General features: G+C 71.7%; 19 protein-coding genes and 1 tRNA gene. 14 read left to right on the top strand and 6 right to left on the bottom strand.

Annotation, left to right across the window (positions count from 1 at the left end):
* Positions 1-90 precede the first annotated feature (90 nt).
* Positions 91-1,053 (bottom strand): hypothetical protein, encoded by a 963-nt coding sequence (locus tag ACQ614_RS26280; RefSeq protein ID WP_431681156.1) that lies wholly within the window; start codon positions 1,051-1,053, stop codon positions 91-93.
* A 576-nt stretch (positions 1,054-1,629) separates the two neighbouring features.
* Between ACQ614_RS26280 and ACQ614_RS26285 the strand changes: the two genes are divergently transcribed.
* Positions 1,630-2,385: a transglycosylase family protein gene (locus ACQ614_RS26285; protein ID WP_431681157.1), complete on the top strand. Its 756-nt coding sequence runs from the start codon at positions 1,630-1,632 to the stop codon at positions 2,383-2,385.
* 208 nt (positions 2,386-2,593) lie between these two features.
* On the opposite strand, the gene ACQ614_RS26290 is transcribed toward ACQ614_RS26285, so the two are convergent.
* A complete protein-coding gene (locus ACQ614_RS26290) occupies positions 2,594-3,397 on the bottom strand; it encodes an MBL fold metallo-hydrolase (RefSeq protein ID WP_431681158.1) in 804 nt (267 codons plus the stop codon).
* A 201-nt stretch (positions 3,398-3,598) separates the two neighbouring features.
* Here ACQ614_RS26290 and ACQ614_RS26295 point away from each other — a divergent pair, with 201 nt between their 5' ends.
* From ACQ614_RS26295 to ACQ614_RS26305, 3 genes are all read left to right on the top strand, one after another.
* Positions 3,599-4,279 (top strand): alpha-ketoglutarate-dependent dioxygenase AlkB family protein, encoded by a 681-nt coding sequence (locus ACQ614_RS26295; RefSeq protein WP_431681159.1) that lies wholly within the window; start codon positions 3,599-3,601, stop codon positions 4,277-4,279.
* A gap of 237 nt (positions 4,280-4,516) precedes the next feature.
* Complete coding sequence (tesB, locus tag ACQ614_RS26300; protein WP_431681160.1) at positions 4,517-5,380, top strand: acyl-CoA thioesterase II; 864 nt, start codon at positions 4,517-4,519, stop codon at positions 5,378-5,380.
* Between the two features lie 79 nt (positions 5,381-5,459).
* Positions 5,460-6,275, top strand: a complete 816-nt coding sequence (locus ACQ614_RS26305; RefSeq protein ID WP_431681162.1) for a DUF1684 domain-containing protein — start codon at positions 5,460-5,462, stop codon at positions 6,273-6,275.
* Positions 6,276-6,323: 48 nt separating this feature from the next.
* Here the strand turns inward: ACQ614_RS26305 and ACQ614_RS26310 are convergent, their stop codons facing one another.
* Positions 6,324-7,385 carry a DUF2804 domain-containing protein gene (locus ACQ614_RS26310; protein WP_431684032.1) on the bottom strand — a complete coding sequence of 354 codons (1,062 nt, stop codon included), beginning with the start codon at positions 7,383-7,385 and terminating at the stop codon, positions 6,324-6,326.
* A gap of 47 nt (positions 7,386-7,432) precedes the next feature.
* Between ACQ614_RS26310 and ACQ614_RS26315 the strand changes: the two genes are divergently transcribed.
* The 5 genes from ACQ614_RS26315 (at position 7,433) to ACQ614_RS26335 (ending at position 11,620) form a co-directional block, all read left to right on the top strand.
* Entirely contained in the window at positions 7,433-7,981 is a 549-nt protein-coding gene (locus tag ACQ614_RS26315; RefSeq protein ID WP_431681164.1) for an RNA-guided endonuclease InsQ/TnpB family protein, read from the top strand.
* Positions 7,982-7,996: 15 nt separating this feature from the next.
* Entirely contained in the window at positions 7,997-8,773 is a 777-nt protein-coding gene (locus tag ACQ614_RS26320; RefSeq protein WP_431681165.1) for an RNA-guided endonuclease InsQ/TnpB family protein, read from the top strand.
* 103 nt (positions 8,774-8,876) lie between these two features.
* On the top strand, positions 8,877-10,217 hold the full coding sequence (locus ACQ614_RS26325) for an MFS transporter (protein WP_431681166.1): 1,341 nt from the start codon (positions 8,877-8,879) through the stop codon (positions 10,215-10,217).
* A gap of 154 nt (positions 10,218-10,371) precedes the next feature.
* Positions 10,372-10,445 (top strand) — tRNA-Pro (locus ACQ614_RS26330).
* A gap of 224 nt (positions 10,446-10,669) precedes the next feature.
* Positions 10,670-11,620: a DUF4238 domain-containing protein gene (locus tag ACQ614_RS26335; RefSeq protein WP_431681167.1), complete on the top strand. Its 951-nt coding sequence runs from the start codon at positions 10,670-10,672 to the stop codon at positions 11,618-11,620.
* 88 nt (positions 11,621-11,708) lie between these two features.
* Here the strand turns inward: ACQ614_RS26335 and ACQ614_RS26340 are convergent, their stop codons facing one another.
* Together ACQ614_RS26340 and ACQ614_RS26345 are read right to left on the bottom strand one after the other, a co-directional pair.
* On the bottom strand, positions 11,709-12,977 hold the full coding sequence (locus ACQ614_RS26340) for a tyrosine-type recombinase/integrase (RefSeq protein WP_431681168.1): 1,269 nt from the start codon (positions 12,975-12,977) through the stop codon (positions 11,709-11,711).
* A complete protein-coding gene (locus ACQ614_RS26345) occupies positions 12,978-13,286 on the bottom strand; it encodes a helix-turn-helix domain-containing protein (protein WP_431681169.1) in 309 nt (102 codons plus the stop codon). It lies immediately after the preceding gene.
* A 677-nt stretch (positions 13,287-13,963) separates the two neighbouring features.
* Between ACQ614_RS26345 and ACQ614_RS26350 the strand changes: the two genes are divergently transcribed.
* The 3 genes from ACQ614_RS26350 (at position 13,964) to ACQ614_RS26360 (ending at position 17,040) form a co-directional block, all read left to right on the top strand.
* Positions 13,964-14,194, top strand: coding sequence for a helix-turn-helix domain-containing protein (locus ACQ614_RS26350; protein WP_431681170.1), 231 nt, complete (start codon positions 13,964-13,966; stop codon positions 14,192-14,194).
* A 71-nt stretch (positions 14,195-14,265) separates the two neighbouring features.
* A complete protein-coding gene (locus ACQ614_RS26355; protein WP_431681171.1) occupies positions 14,266-15,414 on the top strand; it encodes a hypothetical protein in 1,149 nt (382 codons plus the stop codon).
* A 441-nt stretch (positions 15,415-15,855) separates the two neighbouring features.
* A complete protein-coding gene (locus ACQ614_RS26360; protein WP_431681173.1) occupies positions 15,856-17,040 on the top strand; it encodes an AAA family ATPase in 1,185 nt (394 codons plus the stop codon).
* Positions 17,041-17,084: 44 nt separating this feature from the next.
* Here ACQ614_RS26360 and ACQ614_RS26365 read toward each other — a convergent pair whose 3' ends face one another.
* Complete coding sequence (locus tag ACQ614_RS26365) at positions 17,085-17,555, bottom strand: hypothetical protein (RefSeq protein WP_431681175.1); 471 nt, start codon at positions 17,553-17,555, stop codon at positions 17,085-17,087.
* Positions 17,556-17,742: 187 nt separating this feature from the next.
* On the opposite strand from ACQ614_RS26365, the gene ACQ614_RS26370 reads away from it, so the two are divergent.
* Both ACQ614_RS26370 and ACQ614_RS26375 read left to right on the top strand, forming a co-directional pair.
* Positions 17,743-19,449 carry a DEAD/DEAH box helicase family protein gene (locus ACQ614_RS26370; RefSeq protein ID WP_431681176.1) on the top strand — a complete coding sequence of 569 codons (1,707 nt, stop codon included), beginning with the start codon at positions 17,743-17,745 and terminating at the stop codon, positions 19,447-19,449.
* 426 nt (positions 19,450-19,875) lie between these two features.
* Positions 19,876-20,247 (top strand): hypothetical protein, encoded by a 372-nt coding sequence (locus ACQ614_RS26375; protein ID WP_431681177.1) that lies wholly within the window; start codon positions 19,876-19,878, stop codon positions 20,245-20,247.
* Positions 20,248-20,252 lie beyond the last annotated feature (5 nt).

Consider the following 20,252-nt stretch of genomic DNA (forward strand, 5'->3'; position numbering starts at 1 on the left):
GGCCGCCGGGGGATGCGGGGTTGCGCGGCCCGGCCTATGCCAGTCTCCTCCCGCTCCCCGCGGCGGCCCTCGGTGCGCCGCCCCGGGGGCTCAGGTGCCGGCCAGCGGCAGCATGCCCGCCACCAGGATGCCCTGGGCGGCCGCCCGGTCGAGGGCCATCCGCAGCAGGTCCTCGCGGGGCTGGCGGCCGATGGTACCGGCCGGCACCGCGTACATGATCACCTGGGAGCGGCGGCCCACCGCGGCCCGCCAGGCCTCGGTGACCTGCAGCGGCTGGTGGGCCTGCCACCAGGCGGCGCTGCCGCCGGTCGCCGAGGGCTGGAGGATCGCGTGCAGCTGCCCCATCGCCATCAGCACGGACCAGCCGGCGAGCGGCCGGTCGGGCGCGCGGTCCACCGACTGCACCACCTGGAAGCCGTGGTCGGTGAGCAGGGAGAGGAACTCGTCCTCCGCCGATCCGCTGCCCGGGCGGGCCACCGGGCCGGTCGGCTCCACCACGAGGGCCGCGTACGGGGTGTCCCCGCACAGCACCAGTCCGCAGGTGACGCCGAGCACGGCCGGCTGGGTGCCCGGGTCGGCCGGGGCCTGCGGCTGCGGTGCCGGTGCCTGGGGCTGCGGCGCCGGGGCCGCGGGCATGTCGTACCCGGCGGGGGCGGCGAAGCCGGCCGGGGTGTCGAAGTCGGCCGGGGTGTCGAAGCCGTTCGGGGTGTCGAAGCCGTTCGGTCCGGCGTAGGCCCCGGCGTACGGGTCCGGGACGGCGGGGGCGGGGATGCCGGCGTCGCCCCGGGCCTGGCTGATCGAGCGGACGGCGCCGAGCAGCTGCTCCTCGTCGACCGGCACCACCTGGGAGGGGACGCAGCGGGCGTGCGCGAAGGCCAGCACCGCGGTCTCGTCGCCGATGAACAGCACGGTGCTGGTGGGCTCGCGCAGCGAGTCGCCCGGCGCCCGGCACGAGGTGCAGTCGTAGGCGTCGGGCGCGTGGGCGCCGGCGACCAGGCGGTCCGCCTCGTCGTCGCCGATCTCGGTTCGTACTTCGTCGCTGACATCGAGCATGCGCGGCAAGGGGACTCCTCCGGTTCATGGTTGGCACGGGCGCACCTGGCCGCCATTCCCAACGGGAGGTTGTGGTCGGGGTCACGGGTGCGTCCGGCTCCGACGGGATTTGCCACGGATATGACTGCGACGAGTGGTGGATCAGTCGCAATCTGTCGACGCTGTGCCCGACCTCACAGGGCGGAAACGGTGAGCAGCCTCACGATCCAGGGGGGATTGATCATGGAAAATATGGGCAAATCGGGCAAACCATCGTGATTTGCTAGATCGATACCCGCGGTAACGCCGCGTTGAGCTGGGAGGACCCGAAACTGTTTGGTGCCCGGCCGGGCGGCTCGTAGGTTTTTGCCCAGTGCACCGAGCACTTCCCGGGTTCACCCCGACGCACCGCCCACCGGCACCTGCCGGCGGCGCAGGTGCCCGCCCGAGCGGCTGACCACCGCCCGGACGCAACAGGTGGCCGGGGCGGCACAGCACGTACGAACACGTGCAGGCCGTCTTGCGGACGCGGCGAGCGAAATCGAGCCATGAGGCTCTGGTTCCGCCTGCCCGCCCGGGGCTTTCGAGAGGAATCCCATGCTCTTCCGTAACGAGTCTGCCGCTGCCACCACCACCGCCACCAAGCGCAACCGCGTCCGGCTGGCGATCGCGGGCGGCGCCGCTGTGGCCGTCCTGCCGGTGGCCGGCCTCGTCACGGCCACCTCCGCCTCCGCCGCCTCGGTCTCCACCTGGGACGCCGTCGCCCAGTGCGAGAGCACCGGCAACTGGCACATCAACACCGGCAACGGCTTCTACGGCGGCCTGCAGTTCACCAACAGCACCTGGGCCGCCTTCGGCGGTACCTCGTTCGCCCCGCGCGCCGACCTGGCCACCAAGGACCAGCAGATCGCCATCGCCGAGAAGGTCCTCGCCGTGCAGGGCCCCGGCGCCTGGCCCGTCTGCTCCGTCAAGGCCGGCCTGACCAAGGGCGGCCCGGCCGCCTCGGTCAGCACCACCGCCGCCGCCCCGGCCCCGAAGGCCGCCGCCGCCCCGAAGGCCGCCGCCCCGGCCGCCCCGAAGGCTGCTGCCGCCCCCAAGGCCGCCGAGCAGAAGGCCAGCCGCAGCGAGGCCCGCGCCACCCTGAACACCACCGCCAAGCAGGAGGCCCCGAAGCCGTCCGCCCCGGCGAAGAAGAACACCAACGGTGGCAACTACACCGTCAAGGCCGGCGACACCCTGAGCAAGATCGCCAACGCCAAGGGCCTCGACTGGAAGACCCTGTACAAGAACAACTCCGGTGTCATCGGCGGCAACCCGAACATGATCTTCCCGGGTCAGGTTCTCTCCGTCTGATCCGTCGGACACCCGTCCGGCCTGACGTCCACCACCCCGACCGACCCCCTGTCGGCCGGCGGTCGGACAGCCGGACAACCCGGGGCCGCCGCGCCTGTCCGCGGCCGCCCCGGCCCGCAGCCGCCCGTCGGCCGCCGCCCGTACCCCCCGGACGGGCGGCGGCCGACGGGCGTTCGCGTCTCCGGCCCCGGGGCCGTACGGCCGGAGCTCAGTCCAGGGCCAGTTCGCCCTTCGCCACCTGGGTGCCCAGCCGGACGGCCAGCTTCAGCCCGGCGTCCGGGTAGAGCCGCAGCAGCGCCTCCTCCGCCTCGGCCGCCTCCTGCGCCTTGCCGACCTCCCGCTCGAACGCCTTGAGGTAGTCGCGGGTGAAGGTGACCGCCCCGACGTCCGGAGTGACGCCCGGAATCCGGTGCCCGGCCACCACCATCATCGGCTCCAGCGCCTCCATGGCGTCCAACTGGTCGATCCAGGCGGCCCGCTGGCCCGGCTCCGGGGTGTCCGCCGTCCAGGCGTGCAGACCCTGGAAGAGCGCGACACCGCCGAGCAGCACCCGGGTGCGGTGCTCCCACAGGAAGTGCCGGTCCGGCAGCTTCGGTTGGAAGCCGCGCACCTCGAACCGGTACCCCTCGAACTCGATCACGTCCCCGTCCAGCGGCTGCAGCCGCGGCGGCCGGGTCGGCAGCTCGCTCCCGAGCTGCGCCCACATCGACAGCTTGACCGGGTAGGTCTCCGCGATGTGCTCGATCACCAGCGGATGGGCCAGGAACTTCGCGTCCGGGAAGGCGTTCTGCACCTCCTCGGTGCCGAAGTAGAAGTCCGGGTCGCCGTGGCTGATCACCACCGTGGTGAGCGGCCGGTCGACCCCCCGCAGGAGCTGCGCCAGCCGACGCCCGTCCGAACGGGTGAACCCGGTGTCCACCAGCATCGTCGCGTGCGCGCCGACGACCACCACCGCCGTCTTGTGCAGGGACGACTCGGGAAGGTCGACGACGGCGAAGTCCAGCCTGCTCATGCCGGCTCCTTCGGGCGCGGAGCGGCGCGAACGGGCGCGCCGCGGCGGGGCGGGGCGGGGTCGGCTCCCCGTCCAGCGTGGGCCGCGCACCGGGCTGCCGCACGTCGGTCCCGCCGGCCGTACGGCGGGGAACCTTTCGGGTCGGCCGCCGGCTTCCCGGTGTCCGCCCGGCCGGCCGGCCTCAGCTGGGAGGATGGCCCCATGACCGGCGACCCCCTCCCGTTCTTCCCGCGTGAGCCCGCCGAACCGGCCCCCGGCGCCGTCCACCTCCCCGACTGGCTGGACACCGCCGAGCAGCGCGAACTCGTCGAGGCCTGCCGCGCCTGGGCCCGCCCGCCCGCCGGCATGCACACCGTCCGGATGCCCACCGGCGGCCTGATGTCCGTCCGCACCGTCAGCCTCGGCTGGCACTGGTACCCGTACGGCTACGCCCGGACGGTCGTCGACGGCGACGGCGCCCCCGTGAAGCCCTTCCCGCCCGAACTCGGCGAGCTGGCCCGGCGCGCGCTGACCGCCGCGTACGGACCCGACGGGCTGGCGGAGATCGCCGGCGCCGCCGGGTACGAGCCCGACATCGGCGTCGTCAACCACTACCCGCACGGCGCGAAGATGGGCCTGCACAAGGACAGGGACGAGCGCATCGACGCACCCGTGGTCTCCCTCTCGCTCGGCGACAGCTGCATCTTCCGGCTCGGCAACACCGAGACCCGCACCCGGCCCTGGACGGACGTGGAGCTGCGCAGCGGCGACCTGTTCGTCTTCGGCGGCCCCGCCCGCTTCGCCTACCACGGCGTGGTGCGCACCCTGCCCGGCACCGCCGACCCGGCGCTCGGCCTGGTCGGGCGGCTGAACATCACCGTCCGGCAGTCCGGCCTGGACTGACGGGCCCCGTTCCCGGGCCGGCACGTCGTGTCCGGCCCGGCGTGTCCGGACCGGCGGGGGCGCTTTGCGGATCGCGGGGCGCTTTACGGATCAGGGGGCGCCCGCGGCGGCCGGCGCCCCGGGCGGCGGGAATTCCCCGGAACGGAGGAGACTTCTCGGTAGACGTAGGGCGCCGGGGCGGCGCCGGACCGGAGATCCCGGGGCCGGCGTCCGGCGGCCGGGAGAGGACACACAACCATGGGTACGCCCGTCGACCAGCTCGTCGACCTGCTCGACCTGGAACAGATCGAGCTCAACATCTTCCGGGGACGCAGCCCGGAGGAGGCCCTCCAGCGGACCTTCGGCGGGCAGGTGGCCGGGCAGGCCCTCGTCGCCGCCGGGCGGACCGTCGACGGCGACCGGCCGGTGCACTCCCTCCACGCGTACTTCCTCCGCCCCGGCGTGCCCGGCGTGCCGATCGTCTACCAGGTCGACCGCATCCGCGACGGCCGCTCCTTCACCACCCGCCGCGTCCTCGCCATCCAGCAGGGCCGGTCGATCTTCGCACTGACCGCCGACTTCCACCGCCCCGAGCAGGGCGGCATCGAGCACCAGGTCGCCATGCCGGACGTCCCCGCCCCCGAGGAACTCCCCAGCGCCCTGGACGAGGTCGGCTCCCGGCTCGGCGAACTGCCGCCCTTCATCAGCCGCCGCCAGCCGTTCGACATCCGCTACGTCGACCGGCTGAAGTGGAAGAAGGAGGACCTCGCCGACGTCCAGCCGCGCAGCGGCGTCTGGCTCCGCACCAACGGCGCACTGCCCGACGACCCGCTGATCCACGTCTGCGCCCTCACCTACGCCAGCGACATGACACTGCTCGACGCCGTCCGCGCCCCCGTCGAACCACTGTGGGGCGAGCGGAACTTCGACATGGCCTCGCTGGACCACGCGATGTGGTTCCACCGGCCGTTCCGCGCCGACGACTGGCTGCTCTACCAGCAGGAGTCGCCGATCGCGCACGGCGCCCGCGGGCTCGCCCGCGGCGAGATCTTCGACCGCAGCGGGCGACTCGTCGTGTCCGTCGTCCAGGAGGGCCTGTTCCGGCCGCTCACCGCGCGCTGACCCGGTGGGCGCAGCCCGCCCGTGAGCCTTTGCAGATCCGTTCCGCCACCGCTCAGGCACCGCTCAGGAAGGACCGCCGATGACCGCCGCAGAGACCGCCGCGGAATCCTGGCAGCGCTGGACCGAGGCCCGCGCCGCCGCCGTCAGCACCCCGCACGGGCCGCTCGCCCTCACCGGCACGCACTGGCTCGGCCCGGATCCGGAGCAGATCCCCGGACTGCCCGGAGAGTGGTGGGCCACCGACGGGGTGATCCGGCTCAACGCCAAGGCCGAGTACGGCATCCGGCTCGAATCCGGGGACACGGCCGGTGCCCTGGACGGGGAGGTGGCACTGCGGCCCGACACCGACCCGGCCCCGGAGCGGGCCACCCTGGGCGAGCTGCGGCTCGTCCCGATCGAGCGGGAGGGCGAGCTCGCGCTGCGGGTCTTCGACCCGAACGCCCATGCCCGGGCCGCCTTCGTCGGCATCGACACCTACCCGTACGCGCCGGACTGGGCCGTTCCGGCCGTGTTCACGCCGTTCGAGAGCGGCGAGCAGGCGCTCACCGTCCCCAACGCGGACGGGCGGGAGCGGCCGCTCGCCGTCACCGGGCAGATCGCGTTCACGCTGTGCGGGGAGCAGTACGCCCTCACGGTCAGCCGGGCCGGCAACCGGCTGACCGGGGTGATCGCGGACGCCACCAGTGGGCACGAGACGTACCGGTTCCGCTTCGTCACACTGCCCGCGCCCGACGCCGAGGGCAGGACGGTGCTCGACCTCAACCGGGCCCACCTGCCACCGTGCGCCTTCGCCGACCACTTCATCTGCCCGTTCCCGCCGCCCGGGAACCGGCTGCCCGTCGCCGTCGAGGCGGGGGAGCGGCACGTGGTGACGGCCGAACCGCACGGCTTCTGAGGGCTGTCGGCGTCGGGGGTTTAGGCATGGTGCGCCGTGGCCCGTGGCTCACCACCGCATCCGGACGTCCTCCGCCCAGCCGAGCAGGCCGTCCACGGCGATCCGGCGGCCGTCGTCGGTGCGCACCTGCCCGCTGTAGTGCCCGAAGCACTGGTCGGTGCGGTTGGCGAGCACGCCCGCCTCGGTGCGGACCCGGCGGTCGTGGAACGGGGTGAAGACCAGGTCGACCCGGTCCGAGCCCGGGGTGCGGACCGTCCACGGCGCGAGCGGCTCGGCGAGGTCGTACGACCAGGTGAGCTCCTCGCCGATCCGGGAGAGGCGCCCGTCCACACAGAGCGCGTTCTCGGTGGTGCCGGTGCCGACCGTCCAGCGGCCGCCGAACTGCAGCCCCAGCATGCAGCCGTCGGTACGGCCGGAGGCGGCGCCCCAGTTCCAGTGCACCGAGCGCGGCCAGCGGCCCCGGCCGTGGTCCAGCACCGCCCAGGCGTCGTCGGCCTCGTTCGCCGCCCCGAAGGCCAGCACCTCGTCGCCGATCCGCAGCGTGCCGGTGGCCGGGCGGGCGGTGTGCTTGGACGTGTACTGGAAGCGCCGCTCGCTCCAGGGCACCACTACGCCCAGCGTCTCGTGGCCGTCCGGCAGCGCCGCGAACACGTCGACCTCCACCGGGAGCCCGTCCCGCGTGGTGCAGCGGGCCCGCAGCCGGGTGCCGCCGGGCTCACCGAGGAGCTCGACCCGGACCCGGCCATCCGCAGGTCGCTCGGGGCCGACGACCACGTCGTCGGAGCCGTCCTCCCGGGCGCCGGCGATCCGCTCCGGGAGGCGGACGCCGCGACCGAAGGGCACGAGGGCGGTGCGCTCCAGCTCCCAGGGCTGCCGGTGGCTGTCCTCGTCCCAGCGGAGGACGTGAACACTGTGGAGGGTCAGGAAGTCCAGATCGCTGACCGTCAGCGCCACCAGGTGGGTGCGGCCGGTGACACACCAGTACTCCCAGCGCTTGGTGCGGCCCCAGCCGCGCAGATTGGCGCGGTGCAGCGGGCGACGCGACCAGCCGACGGCCGCCGGGTCGACCCGGCCGTCCGGCAGGCAGAGGTCGACGGGGCCGGTGATCAGGTCTCTTGAACGCGGACTCCGTCCTTCAGGGCGGAGTTAGCTCATCCTTGGCCTGGAGCCGCGAAGCGGCGCAGATCGCTGCGTTGTCGGTGGCATGGACTAGGTTGCCCGGACAGCAATCGAAGGGGGTGTTCCACGTGCTGTCGGGCCGCAGATATCGGCTTGAACCGACTGCTGTTCAGGCGCAGTTGTGCGAGATGTTCGGCGATGTGTGCCGGTCGGTGTGGAACACCGCCCTCGAGCAGCGCCGGGAGTACAGGCGTCGAGGCGTGTGGATGAACTACGTGCCGCAGGCCGCCGAGCTGGCGGAGGCGAAGCGGGAGTTCCCGTGGCTGGCCGAGGCCCCGTCGCACGTGTTGCAACAGACCCTGCGCGACCTGGACAAGGCATGCCGGACGCATGGCACGTTCAAGGTCCGGTGGCGATCGAAGGCGCGTTGGTCTCCGTCGTTCCGGTTCCCGGCGGGAAACCTGATCGTCGTGGAGCGGGTCGGCCGCAAGTGGGGACGGGCGAAGCTGCCGAAGCTCGGCTGGGTCCGTTTCCGCTGGTCGCGCCCGCTCGACGGCGCTGTCCGCTCGGCGAGCGTCACTCGGTAGGGGCGACACTGGTTCGTGTCGTTCCTGGTGGAGGACGGCAGGAAGACCTCCGAGTGTCACGCCATGCCGAACACGGCGGTCGGTGTCGACCGTGGCGTGAAGGTCGCCGCGACCACTAGCGAGGGAGTTTTCCACGACCGGCCCTACGCCACCGTGGGCGAGACGGCCCGGCTGCGCCGCCTGCAGCAGCAGCTCGCCCTGTGCAAGCGCGGCAGCAGCCGGCGCAGGGCTGTGCTGGCGAAGATCAACGCCATCACCGGTCGCGTCCGCGACCGCCGCGCGGACTTCTGCGCGCAGACCGCAGGCACCCTGGCCACCCGTAACGCGGTGGTGGTGCTGGAAGACCTCCGCACGAAGAACATGACCACTTCGGCGGCCGGCACCATCGAGCAGCCCGGCCGCAACGTCCGTGCCAAAGCTGGACTCAACCGGGCCGTCCTGGACAAGGGATGGCACATGCTCGAACTCGCGCTCCGCAACGCGGCGCGCATCACCGGCACGACGATCGTGCTGGTCAACCCGGCGTACACGTCGCAGACCTGCCACGCCTGCACGCATGTGGACCCGAAGAACCGCGAGAGCCAAGCGGTCTTCGCGTGCACCGCCTGCGGGCATAAGGACCACGCCGACGTGAACGCCGCGAAGAACATCCTTAACGCCGCAGGGCATGCGGTGTCAGGGCGTGGAGACCTCGGGGTTGCCCGGTCTGTGAAGCGCCAACTACCGGCGACGCGCACACGCACGGGGCGAAGTCCCCGCGCGGCACGCGCGGTCGGGATCCCAGTCCTTTAGGACGGGGAGGAAGCCAATTCGCGATCCGAGGACAGCACGCGGGTCACCGTAGCGGCAACCCTGGGAGGAGGGGCCGAAACGTCGTGGTCGAACATGGTTGACCATGTCGACCGATCAGCCACCTGCCCCTGCCGGTACCGCCCCTGCTACTGATGCTGCTCCTCCGGCGGGAGGCGGCGCGGACCCGGGACGGCTGCGGCGGCTTGCCCGCGGCACTCTCGCCGACATCGGACCGCTGCGCGACAACCCCGACTACCGGCGGGTCTGGTTCGGCCAGACCGTGTCCTCCGTGGGCCAGCAGATGACCGCCGTGGCCGTCGCCGTACAGGTCTACGACGTCACCCGCTCCAACTTCGCCACCGGCCTGGTCGGCCTCTTCTCGCTCGTCCCGCTGATCACCTTCGGCCTGTGGGGCGGCGCGATCGCCGACACCGTCGACCGTCGCCGACTCGGACTGATCGGCTCCGCCGGCCTTGCCGCCGTCTCCGTTCTGCTCGCCGCCCAGGCCCTGCTTGGTCTGCACGCCGTCGCCCTGCTCTACGCGGCCGTCGCGCTCCAAGCGGCCTTCTTCGCCCTCTCCTCACCGGCCCGGTCGTCGATGATCCCGCGGCTCGTCCCGCGCGAACAGTTGCCCGCCGCCAACGCTCTCAACACCGTCAGCATGAACCTCGGCATGACTGTCGGCCCCATGCTCGGCGGCGTCCTCATCGGCGCGTACGGGGCCCAGGCCGCCTACCTCGTCGACGCGGTCGCCTTCAGTGCCACGCTGTACGCGATGTGGCGGCTGCCCTCGATGAAGCCGCAGAGCGAGGGCGGCGAACGGAAGGGGCGGGCGTCGGTGCTTGACGGGCTGCGGTTCCTCGCGACCCGGCCCAATCTGCGCACCAGCTTCCTCGCCGACCTCGCCGCCATGATCTTCGGCCTGCCGCGGGCGCTCTTTCCCGCCATCGCCGTCGGCTTCTACGGCGGCGGCGCCGGGACGGTCGGCCTGCTCGTCGCCGCACCGGCCGTGGGGGCGCTGGCGGGGGCGCTGTTCTCCGGGTGGATCGGGCGGGTGCACCGGCACGGTGCGGCCGTTCTCGCCGCCGTGGCCGCCTGGGGGCTCGCCATCGCGGCCTTCGGGGTCGTCCGTGAGCTGTGGCTCGGGCTGGCGCTGCTGGCGGCGGCCGGCTGCGCCGACACCATCAGCATGATCTTCCGCAACACGATCATGCAGGTGGCGGCCCCCGACGACATGCGGGGCCGCCTCCAGGGCATTTTCATCGTTGTGGTCGCCGGCGGCCCCCGCCTCGGCGACTTCGAATCCGGCACCGTCGCCGCCCTCACCTCCTCCGTCACCGTCTCGGTGGTCACCGGCGGACTGGCTTGCGTGGCCGCCGTCCTCCTCCTGGCCGCCCGCCGCCCCGCCTTCCTCCGCTACGACTCCCGCCGGCCCACCCCCTGACCGGCCCCGACACCCCCCGGCCACGCCACCCGAAACCTGGCAGCGAGCACCCCTCCACGTGCTGTATTGTTTTCCACGTCGCCGGGAGACCGGAGGCAAGGTCAAGAAACCGAAGATCACCGATCAAGGTCGGAGAGTCGAGGCAACAAGACCACGGGACGTGGCGCAGCTTGGTAGCGCACTTGACTGGGGGTCAAGGGGTCGCAGGTTCAAATCCTGTCGTCCCGACAGTGATGTCGGAAGGCCGTTGATCGGGATAAATCCCAGATCAGCGGCCTTTTCTGCTGCCCGCCTCTTGATGCCGTCACCTGCCCCTGCCATGCTTCGGGCGATCTTGCCAGGGACCAGCCGGGGACCGCGGTGCCGGCCGGGCGCAGCCGGGAGGGCAATTGGGCAGAGCGTCATCGGGAAAGAAGGCGGCGCGCGAAGCCGGGAGAACCCGGGACCACACGGTGCCGCAGATGTACCTGCGGCGGTTCGCCGAGCACCGCGGCCGACGTCAGCACGAACTCACCGTGCGCAGGACCGCCAGCATCGACGCGCCGTTCCCTGCGATGACCGGCAACATCCTTGCCGAGCGCGGCTATTACTGGGGGACCACCCTGGAAGGCGCGCCCCACCACGCGGTCGAGGAACTCTTCTCGCAGCTCGAAGCCCGTGCGAAGCCTGTCTTCGACGCCATGCTGGACGCCCCTGAGGGGGCGCTGCCCCAGCGGTGGCCGCTGACGGCCGACGAGCGACTTCGCCTGGCCTGGTGGATGGCCGCGCAGGTGCTGCGGACCACCCGCCAGAGGAAGCGGCTGATGTTCGACGACGGCTCGGCAGAGGAGGTGGCGCAGGTGCCGGCGGATATCGCCGCGATTGCCGCCAACAATCCGCACCTGCGCTACATAGCCGAACACCTCGCTGCGCTGGCGCTGGTTCTCTTTGCCAGACCGTGGGGCCTGGGGTTCAGCGACATGTGTCTGCTCACCAGCGACGTGCCCCTGGTGATGCTGAACGGCCATGACGCAGGCAACCAGCTGGCAGCGGTAGAGGTCTGCGACATTCTTCTCCCGCTCGACCCCCACCGGTTTTTGTTCCTGCCCGGCCATGGAATGCAGGAGCAAGACCCGCTCAAGCGCTCGGACCACCGAATGAAGTTCCACGGCGGGTTGGGGATGGCTCTGGTGCAGATCGTCTACGACGTGGCAGACGCCTTCGTCCTCCACCATCCCCGGCATGACCCGTGGCGCCACTGGAAGCCGGACGGTCCCCGCCAGCCTGCTCCCTGGGACGGGGACGATCACCCGGCGCCCATGTACGCGATGGACTACGAGGTGCTGGCTCCCCATCTGACCGTCGAACGCCGCTGGCTGGATGAACACGCTCCGCCCGCTCCGAGGAGCGCCTCAAAAAGCTGAAGCGGGCGATGAATTCGCAGTGCCACTCGGCATGCTGTCCGGCGCAGCATGCCGAGTTCGAACCGGCGGCGTTCGTAGAATGCGGACCTTATTGGACGAGCCGCAGGTGGCGGATGGGCGCTGTGTCGGCATCCACGTGATTCGCGCTGCGTGGTTCGGCGAGGGCTGGCTGCCGTTCCGCTGACAGGTGCCTGCTGAGGGTGCGGCCAGCCTTCTCGATGGAGCTCTTGTCCGGGTGAAGGTAGCGCTGGGTCGTGGTGATGTGCCCGTGCCCGGCGATCTTCTGCAGGACGTGGATGGGGACGCCAGCGTCGGCGAACCAGGTGAGGCCGGTATGCCGGAGATCGTGCCGGCGCAGGTACTCGTAGCCGAGGCTGACGACGACTTCGTCCCAGTGGGTGGCGTCGCGCAGGATGGCGGTGGTGATGCGGCCGCCGCGCGGGCCGGCGAAGAGGCGGGCCATGGGGTCGTTGCCGACGACGTTCATGCGCCAGTTCACGAGGTCGCGGATCTCCTCGATGATGGGGACAGTGCGGCGCCGCTTGCCCTTGGTGCCCTTGTCGATGAGGCCGCCGGGAGCGGTGGTGGTCTGGCGGCACAGGTCCCAGGTCCAGTCGAAGCGGTTGATGTCCTTGACGCGGACACCGGAGACCTCGCCGATACGGGCGGCGGTGCAGGCGGCGAAGCGGACGATGTCGCCCCAGCCGCGGTAGTGGTTGTGGGAGCGCTCGACCAAGGCGTTGGCGAGTTCGTCGAGGGCGTCCCAGTCGTTGAGGGCGAGGGAGCGTGGGTCGTCGAGTTCGTCCTCGGCCTTCTTGTAGAGGCGCTGCCAGCCGCTCATGCGTGAGGGGTTGAAGTCGATGAGGCCGTCCCGGACGGCTTGCTCCATGACGCGTACGAGCGGGGCGAGACTGTTCTTGACGGAGGAGACGGTGAGTCCGTCGGCGACCCAGAAGTGGAGAGCCCGGTCAGTGATGCCGTTGGTGATGTTGACGACGGGTATGTGACCGAGGACCGGGACGACGCGGAGCTTCCAGCCGGCGCTGTAGGGGTCGAGGGTGGTGGTCTCCAGGCCGCGCATCGCCAGGTCCCAGTTCTCGTCGCCGTACTCGGCGAGGGTCATGGTGAGGGTTCTGGGGGTGATGCCGCGTCCTGCGGCCCGTTCCATGCGGGAGATCCAGGCCTCGGCTTTCTCCTCTGTGGAGACGGAGGAGGAAGCTGACTTGCGGCCGCCGCCGTTGGGGTCCGTCCAGCGCACGCGGGCGCGGTAGCGAAACTCTGGGCGGCGGCCGGGGCGGTGTTCGATGTCGGTGGTGAGCTTGACACCCATGGGGATGAGCTGGGTGTGGTCGGACATTCAGGCTTCCTTGGATGGGTCGGTGCGCTTCTGGGCGAGCCACACCTGGGTGTCGGGGATGCTGTAGAGGTAGAGCCGGGGAGCGATCTGCACGAAGGGCGGCCCCTGCGGAGGAGTGGCGGAGCGCCAGCGCCGCAGGGTCGACGGATCGACCTTCAGGAGGACCGCGAGTTCCTCGGTCGAGTACCAGCCGCTGTGCAGAAGGTCGAACTCCGGTGCAGCTTCAGTCTCGTGTGCGAGGACGGCGGGGGAGTCCGGGGTCGGAGAGGGAAGCCGGCTTGCGGCGGAAACGTGGTGTCGGACGTGCATGGTCTCCCTCTGGCGGGGTGGTGGAGCCGCTTGGGCTCGGCCGGACACGCCTACAGTCACCTGGCCACCCGACAGGGCGGAACAGGGTTTGGCGTGCTGAATGAGGCAGACCGTACGTGCGCGGTGGTCTTCAAGGCGTGTCGAGATCCTGGTGGCATGCCGCGCGCATTTGCACCTCACGTCTGGCACCATCCGCCGAGACCGCATAGGTCGCTGGTGTCTGTCCAGGTCACCGGGAAAGAGTCGCTTCTCTGGGGTAGTCGTGGTTGCGACAACGGCGCAGGTCGCAGATGGCGCTCTTGAGGGTGAATCGCTGGAAGAGCGCGCAGCGGTTGGGGCGGGACACACGACCGGTGAGCAGCCGCTACGGACTTAGCAGTCGTAAGGGAGCGTGGAACCGGCTGCGGTGGGGGCGTGGACGGACGCGGTGATGAGCAGCGTGCCGGCCAACTGGGTTGATTCAGAGCGCTCTGCCAGGTGGGGAGGCTGTCCCTACGTAGGTGACCCTGCGTCAGCTGATCCGCGCCAAGGACGCCATCTGCGGTACGCATGACTCGTGACCTGCACGAATATGGCCACGCATGTACCGCGCATGTGGCGGATGAGACGCACCGAGACGGGCGGCGCCGGAGGTGGACGGCGGGACGAAAAGGCCCGGCCCGGGACAGGGTGCGGACATGACGACGACAGACGACACTCCCGTCCTGCCCGATCCGCAGGTCCAGCCGACCATGACCGTGCCGGAGGCTGGCCGTCTCCTCGGCCTCCAGAAGGCCGCGAGCTACAACGCGGCCCGGCGCGGCGACATCCCGACGATCTCGGTCGGCCGACGCCTCCTGGTTCCTACCGCCAAGCTGCGCGCCTTGCTCGGCATCGACGCGGTCGCCCCCACAGATGTGGCGGCCTGAAGCGCCCGGCGCCAATCACTCATCTGCCGGACTGCGGCCCCGGCACACAACCCTGGTAGGAGACCACCGGCATGTCCTGGTTCGCTGTTGGAGACAGCACCGACGACCACTTCAAGACCCTCACGGCGGGAAACGCGGCCCTCGGGCTGTGGGTCCGCTGCGGCGCCTACGCCAGCGCCCATCTGACCGACGGCGTGATCCCCGGGCCGGTCGCCGCCAAGAACGGCACCGCCTCGCAGATCCGGAAGCTCGTGGCGGCCGGGCTGTGGCACGCCGCCCGACACGCCTGCCCGAAGTGCCCGCAGGTCCGCGAGGGCGATTTCGTGATGCATGACTACCTGGACGCCAACCCCAGCCGCCGGCAGGTCCAGGAACGCCGCCGGCGCGCCGCCGAGAAGAAGCGCCAGCAGCGCGGCGGCGGTCATCCGTCCGCCGATGATGACGCTTCCCCGGACAACCGGGGAGCCGATCGCGCGCCCGCTCAGGACACCGGCCCAGGTCAGGGCGCTGCGTCCCCCCGGCACCGGAATGACCCTCGCACGCGCCCGGCCCCTGCCCTCCCCTCCCGAAGGGAGGGGGTTGATGTGTGTGGGGAGCCTGTACGTCCGTGGGGGCCGGCGCGCCGGCACCCACTTCCGGACGGCTTTGAACCTGATGAGGCGGCGCTGCTGTGGGCGTCTGTCGAGGGGCACCTCGAGCGGCTCGGTGGCCGGGATGGCCTGGCGGCCACGACGGAGGCGTTCGTGGACTGGCACCGGGGCCGTGGCACGCAGGGCGCCGACTGGCAGGCGATGTGGCGCAAGTGGGTGCGGGAGCAGCGGTTGCGGCCCGGGGCGTCTGCGGATCAGGCGCCTGAGCGCCGTACACGGCCGGCGCAGCACCGGGGGGTGGCGGATGCGGCGCAGGTGTCGGTGGCCGAGCGGTTCGCGAGCATTGAGCGGCGGATCGCACTGGAGGACGGCTCGCCAGCCGCAGGACCGAGGGCGCTGACGCTCGTGGACGCACCGCCCGCTGACGGGAGGCGCCCGGCGGCGGCGGTCATGCCGGGGCAGCGTCCACTGATGGCGGCGCTGCCCGGAGGCGGCCAGGGCGCGGCGGATCCGGTGGCTGTCCTGGAGGCGATCGCCGTGCACGGCCAGGCGAACGCGGTGGCGATGTACGGCTGGCGGCAGGTGGCCGCGCTGCTGGCTGTCCCTGACCCGGCGATCGGCGGGTTGTGAGCCGTGCTGCCGCGTGGAGGGCTGTCGAGGTGCCGCAGGTGCCGGCGCCTGGTGCACTGGACGGTGACCGTCTCGGGCGCGCGCCTGGCCGTCGATCCTGAGCCTTCCGACTGGGGGAACACCGCGGTCTACCGGGATGGCGTGGGGACGATGCGCTCACGCCGGCTCACCCGGGAGCTGCCGGTGCTGCCGTATGAGCGGCTGTTCGTGCCGCACGCGGCGACCTGCCCGCCTGGCCCGGCGAGCCGGGACCTTCGGACCTGTGATCCGGTCTTGAAGCGTCGATAAGCTGCGCGGTTTGGCGTAATTGCCTGCCAGCTGGGACGCCTTGTAGCCGCGGGCTGTCGAGGCGTCAGATGGCCTTCCTGGTGGGTGTGTCGAACAGGTGCGGGGCGCATCGCTGCGAAGCGACGCGATGCCCGCCGATAGCACGAAGGGGGAATGATCGAGGTGTCGGAGAGTCCTTACGAGGTGGTGCAGGAAGCGCTGCGCCGCTGGGGGAACGTGAGGCCGACCGAGGGGGGATGGCTGGCCAGATGCCCAGCCCACGATGACCGGCAGGGCTCGCTCCTCGTGCTTGCCGCCGGCGATGACCGAGTCGAGCTGGACTGCCTGGGCGCCGGCTGCGACCCGCAGGACGTGGCGGCGGCTCTGAGGATCGGCGCGCAGTACGTGGTGGTACCGCCGCCGGCGTTCGAGGACGGTCCCGGCTGGATCTGGCCGGGCTACCTCCCGTCGGTCGGCCTGACGCTGATCGACGGCGAGGACGGCGTCAACACCCTGGCGGTGGCGCTGGATGTGGCCGCTCGCGCGTCGGCCGGGGCGGGCCTTCCGGACGGCCAGCACCCGCCCACTGCCCACGACGTGGTGGTGCTGACGGCGCCGCATACTACGGCGGACGCGCAGCGGCTGCTGGCGGCCTCCGGCGCGGACCTGGGGCGGACCGAAGTGATTGAGGTCCTGGGCGGGCGCGGTGGCCAGCGGGGGCTGCGGCTGCCGGCGGACCTGGCGCAGGTGGAGGGACTGCTGCGCGGACGGGACGTGGAACTGGTGGTGGTGGACGTGATGCTGGCGTGCCCCTACCGGGTGCCCGCAGAGAAGGCGCTGCGGGCGCTGGGCGACATGTCCAAGCATCTCGGGGTGGCCGTGCTGGCGGTGCGGGAGGCATCCAAGCGGGCCGGCTGGCTGGCCTCGCGCCGCGCGCAGGAAGCCGCAGAACTGGGGGGTGTGGCGGCGGTGCACATGGCCGTGAACGGGCCCGACCGCTCGAAGGCGCTGGTGCCGGTTGCCAGTGAGTCGTGGAAGGTCATGGGCGGCTTGCAGTTCTGTCAGGCCGTCCGTAACCGGCCGGTGGCGTGGAACTCGCGTTTCTCGCGGGGCACGGGCCGGGCCATCGAGAGCGCCGACCTGTGCCGTCGGCGTCCGGCGAGCACCGGGGCCTACAGGTTCCTGGAAGGGCTGCTGGCCCGGGGGCCTGTGCCGGCCCGGGACGTGAGTGCAGCCGCTGCGGGCGTGGGCCTGGCGCCGCGAACGGTTCAGCGGGCGCGTACGGAGCTTGGGGTCGTGGCGACCAAGACGGCGCAGGGGTGGGTGCTCTCTCTGCCGCCCCAGCACGTCGGCCGATGAACGGGCCGGGCCCTTCCCGGTGCGGGAAGGGCCCGGCTGGGCGGTCAGTGGGTCGGCTGCGGGCTGCGGGGGGCGGTCGGGCTCGGGCCCTGGGGGGCGGTCGGCAGGATCGTGGCCGGGCTGCTGGCGCTGGGTGCGGCCGGGGTCGGGGCGGTGACCACCTGGGTGGCGGTGACGGTCACGGTGACGGTCGGGGTGGGCTCGGTGACGGTCGCAGGGGCGGCCGGGGCGGTGATGGTGCGGATGGGGGTGCTCAGGGTGGCGGTGGCGAGGCCGGGGGCGTCGGCGGCCGGGGCGGGGCAGGTTGGCAGGGCCGGGGCGGTGGGAGCGGAAGGAGCGATCACGGGCTGCGCCGGGGCCGGGCTCAGGAACGCGGTGGCCGGGGCGGCCGGGGTGAGGGGAGCGGCTGGGGTGGCGGCCGGACGAGCCGCGAGGGTGGTACCGGTGGTGAAGGCGGCGGTAACGGCGAGGGCGACGGCGGCGTGGCGGGCGGTGATCCGGTTGGTCAGGGCCATGGTTGGTCTCCTTGTGTGTGGGCCGGGGATTCGCGGTCCCCGGCTGGCAGGACCAGCCTCGCAGAGAAACAGACCTAAGTCCACAAAGATGACTGAGGTTGATTCCGTGTGTGTGGGCTCGACGCGACACGCCGCCGACGGCCGTGCACTGTGGCCTGCCGATCGATCCCGACCCGTGGGGGAGCCCGTGAAGCAGCCCCTGCCGGCCCTGCCCGCACCCCGCCCCGGCAAGGCCGGCCGCCGCCTGTACGCCGACCTCGCGGCCTCGCCCCCGGCCGTCCGCCGCCGCTTCTACGACAGCCTCGCGGCCAGGGACTGGGCCCAGGTCCTCGCCGCGGCCAAGGCCGAGGCCGGCACCCCGTATGCCCTGTGGGCCGACGACCCGGTCGGGTTCGTCGAAGACGTCCTCGGCGAATCCCAGTGGAGCCGCCAGCGCGAGATCCTGGAAGCCCTGGTGGACCACCGCCGGGTCGCCGTCCCCTCGTGCTTCGGCTCCGGGAAGACCCACATCGCGGCGAGAGCCGCCGTCTGGTCCTCCGTCGTCCACCCGCCCGGCACCGCCCTCACGGTCACCACCGCCACCCGCGCCCGCCAGGTGCAGCGTCAGATGTGGCCCCACATCCGGCAGATCGTCGCCAGGGCGGGCCTGCCAGGCGAGGTGGGCGTCACCCAGTGGAAGATGCCCGACTCCCACGGCTCGGACGTCGTGGTGGCCTACGGCTTCTCGGCCCCCGACCACGACGAGTCCGCCGTCCAGGGCATCCACGCACCGCGGTTGATGTTCATCGTGGACGAGGCCGGCGGCATCGGCCGGATCATCGGCGCGGCCATGCGAGGTGTCCTCACCGGCGAGCACACCCGGGCCCTGCTGATCGGCAACCCGCCGACCGACGACGAGGGCAGCTGGTTCGAGCAGACCTGCGCCGACCCGGCCGTGCACGTGCTCCCGATCAGCGTCTACGACACCCCGCTGATGTCGGGCGAGCGGACCCGGCGCTGCCGGTCCTGCCCGCCGCAAGCGCCGGCGCACCTGCTCGCCTCCCACCTCGTGGACCCCGAGTGGGTGCAGGACACGATCCGGGACCACGGGGAGGACGCCCCGTTCGTCCAGGCCAAGGTGCACGCCCAGTTCCCGCGCGGCGGCCAGGCCCGCGCGATCCCGGCGTCCTGGATCGAGGCCGCCGCCGAGGCGCCCGAGCCTGACGGTGAGGACTTCCACGCGCTCAAGGCCCTCGGCCTGGAGGGCGAGACCTCCCTGTACCGGGTGAAGGCTGGCGCGTGGGTGCGTCTGGGCGTCGATGTCGCTGCCGGCGGCGGCGACGAGATGGTGATCGCCCGCGCGGTCGGCGACTTCGTGGAGCTGCGCCACGCCACGGCCGGCCAGGACAACGCCGACCCCGTCGCGGTCGCCGGCGTCGTGCTGCGCGAGATCCTCGCGGCCCAGGTTCTCGCGGGGGCGCTCGGAACCCGGCTCCCCGTCCGCGTCAAGGTCGATGGAGTCGGGGTCGGCTGGGGTGTGGCCGGCCTCCTGGCGGCGTGGAAGCGGGAAGGGCTGCACGACGCGGAGATCGTGTCGGTCGTCGTCAGCGAGGCGCCGAGCCGGGACGACGAGGCGGCCACGCTGCGCCCTGCGACACAGCGCGACGAGATGTGGCTGGCGACCCGGGCGCTGGTCTCGCCCGCTGCCTCGGCGCTACGCCTGCGCGTGGACCGGCGGACCCAGGCCCAGCTGTCCGCGCCCAAGCTCGGCACGAGTGCGAATGGCCGGACGGTGATCGAGTCCAAGCGATCGATGAAGGCGAGGGGGGTGAGTTCTCCGGACCGGGCCGAGGCCCTGCTGCTGGCTCTCTATGAGCCGCAGACGCGCCGCCGTAAAGTCCGACTTGTCGCGTAGGCCCGAAATCGAATCGCATACCGAGAGTTATTGGACGACTCATCTAATGCGGGCACATATAGATCCCACCTGTTAGACGGAGATCGGCCTCAAAGGTTGCGTGTCAATCTATGTGATAGACATCACATTAAAAGGAGTGGCGGGGGCGGCATTGACAGTTATTGAATCGTGAAGAGCCGTACTGCATATGCCAGACGGCGTCGGGGGATGAGGGGGATTTGGCGGTGGCGTGTCAAAAATCGGGAGCATATCGCCGCACCCCTCTATTTCTCCTTACTCGAATAACTAGGTCGAGACGGAAGTGCTTCCAACCCCACGTCGGAAGCGCTACCGACCCTGGCGAGAAAAGGATGAATCAGTGCTCACAAATCAGTTCATGCGCAACGCAGCCCGCCCCCGCAAGGCTGCCCGGAAAGGAGCTTCGAAATGACGACGACGGCCGCTGAGAAGCTCTCGCATGAATGGGTTATCGCCGCCTACGTACCCGTGGACGCACAGGGCGCTGCATATGCACGCCGACGCGGCGTCTACCGCGTTCCGGCCACCACCAAGGTCTCCTCCGCCGAGGTGATGTGCATTCACTGCCGCAAGCCCTACGACGAGGCCCTGCACACCGAGTGCCCCGGCTCCGACCCCACCCTCCACGGCGGCCCCATCGGGACCCGCAAGCGCCGCACCCCCGAGGCGCACCCCACCGTCGCCGACGCCGCGCCCGCCGCCCGCCTCGCCAGCACCTCGCGCACGCGCCGCACCGCCGCCGCCAGCCACACCGGGACGCTAAGCAGCGGGGTTGCCTAGCCTCC

This window comes from Kitasatospora dryopteridis, assembly GCF_050749075.1.
Lineage (GTDB): Bacteria > Actinomycetota > Actinomycetes > Streptomycetales > Streptomycetaceae > Kitasatospora.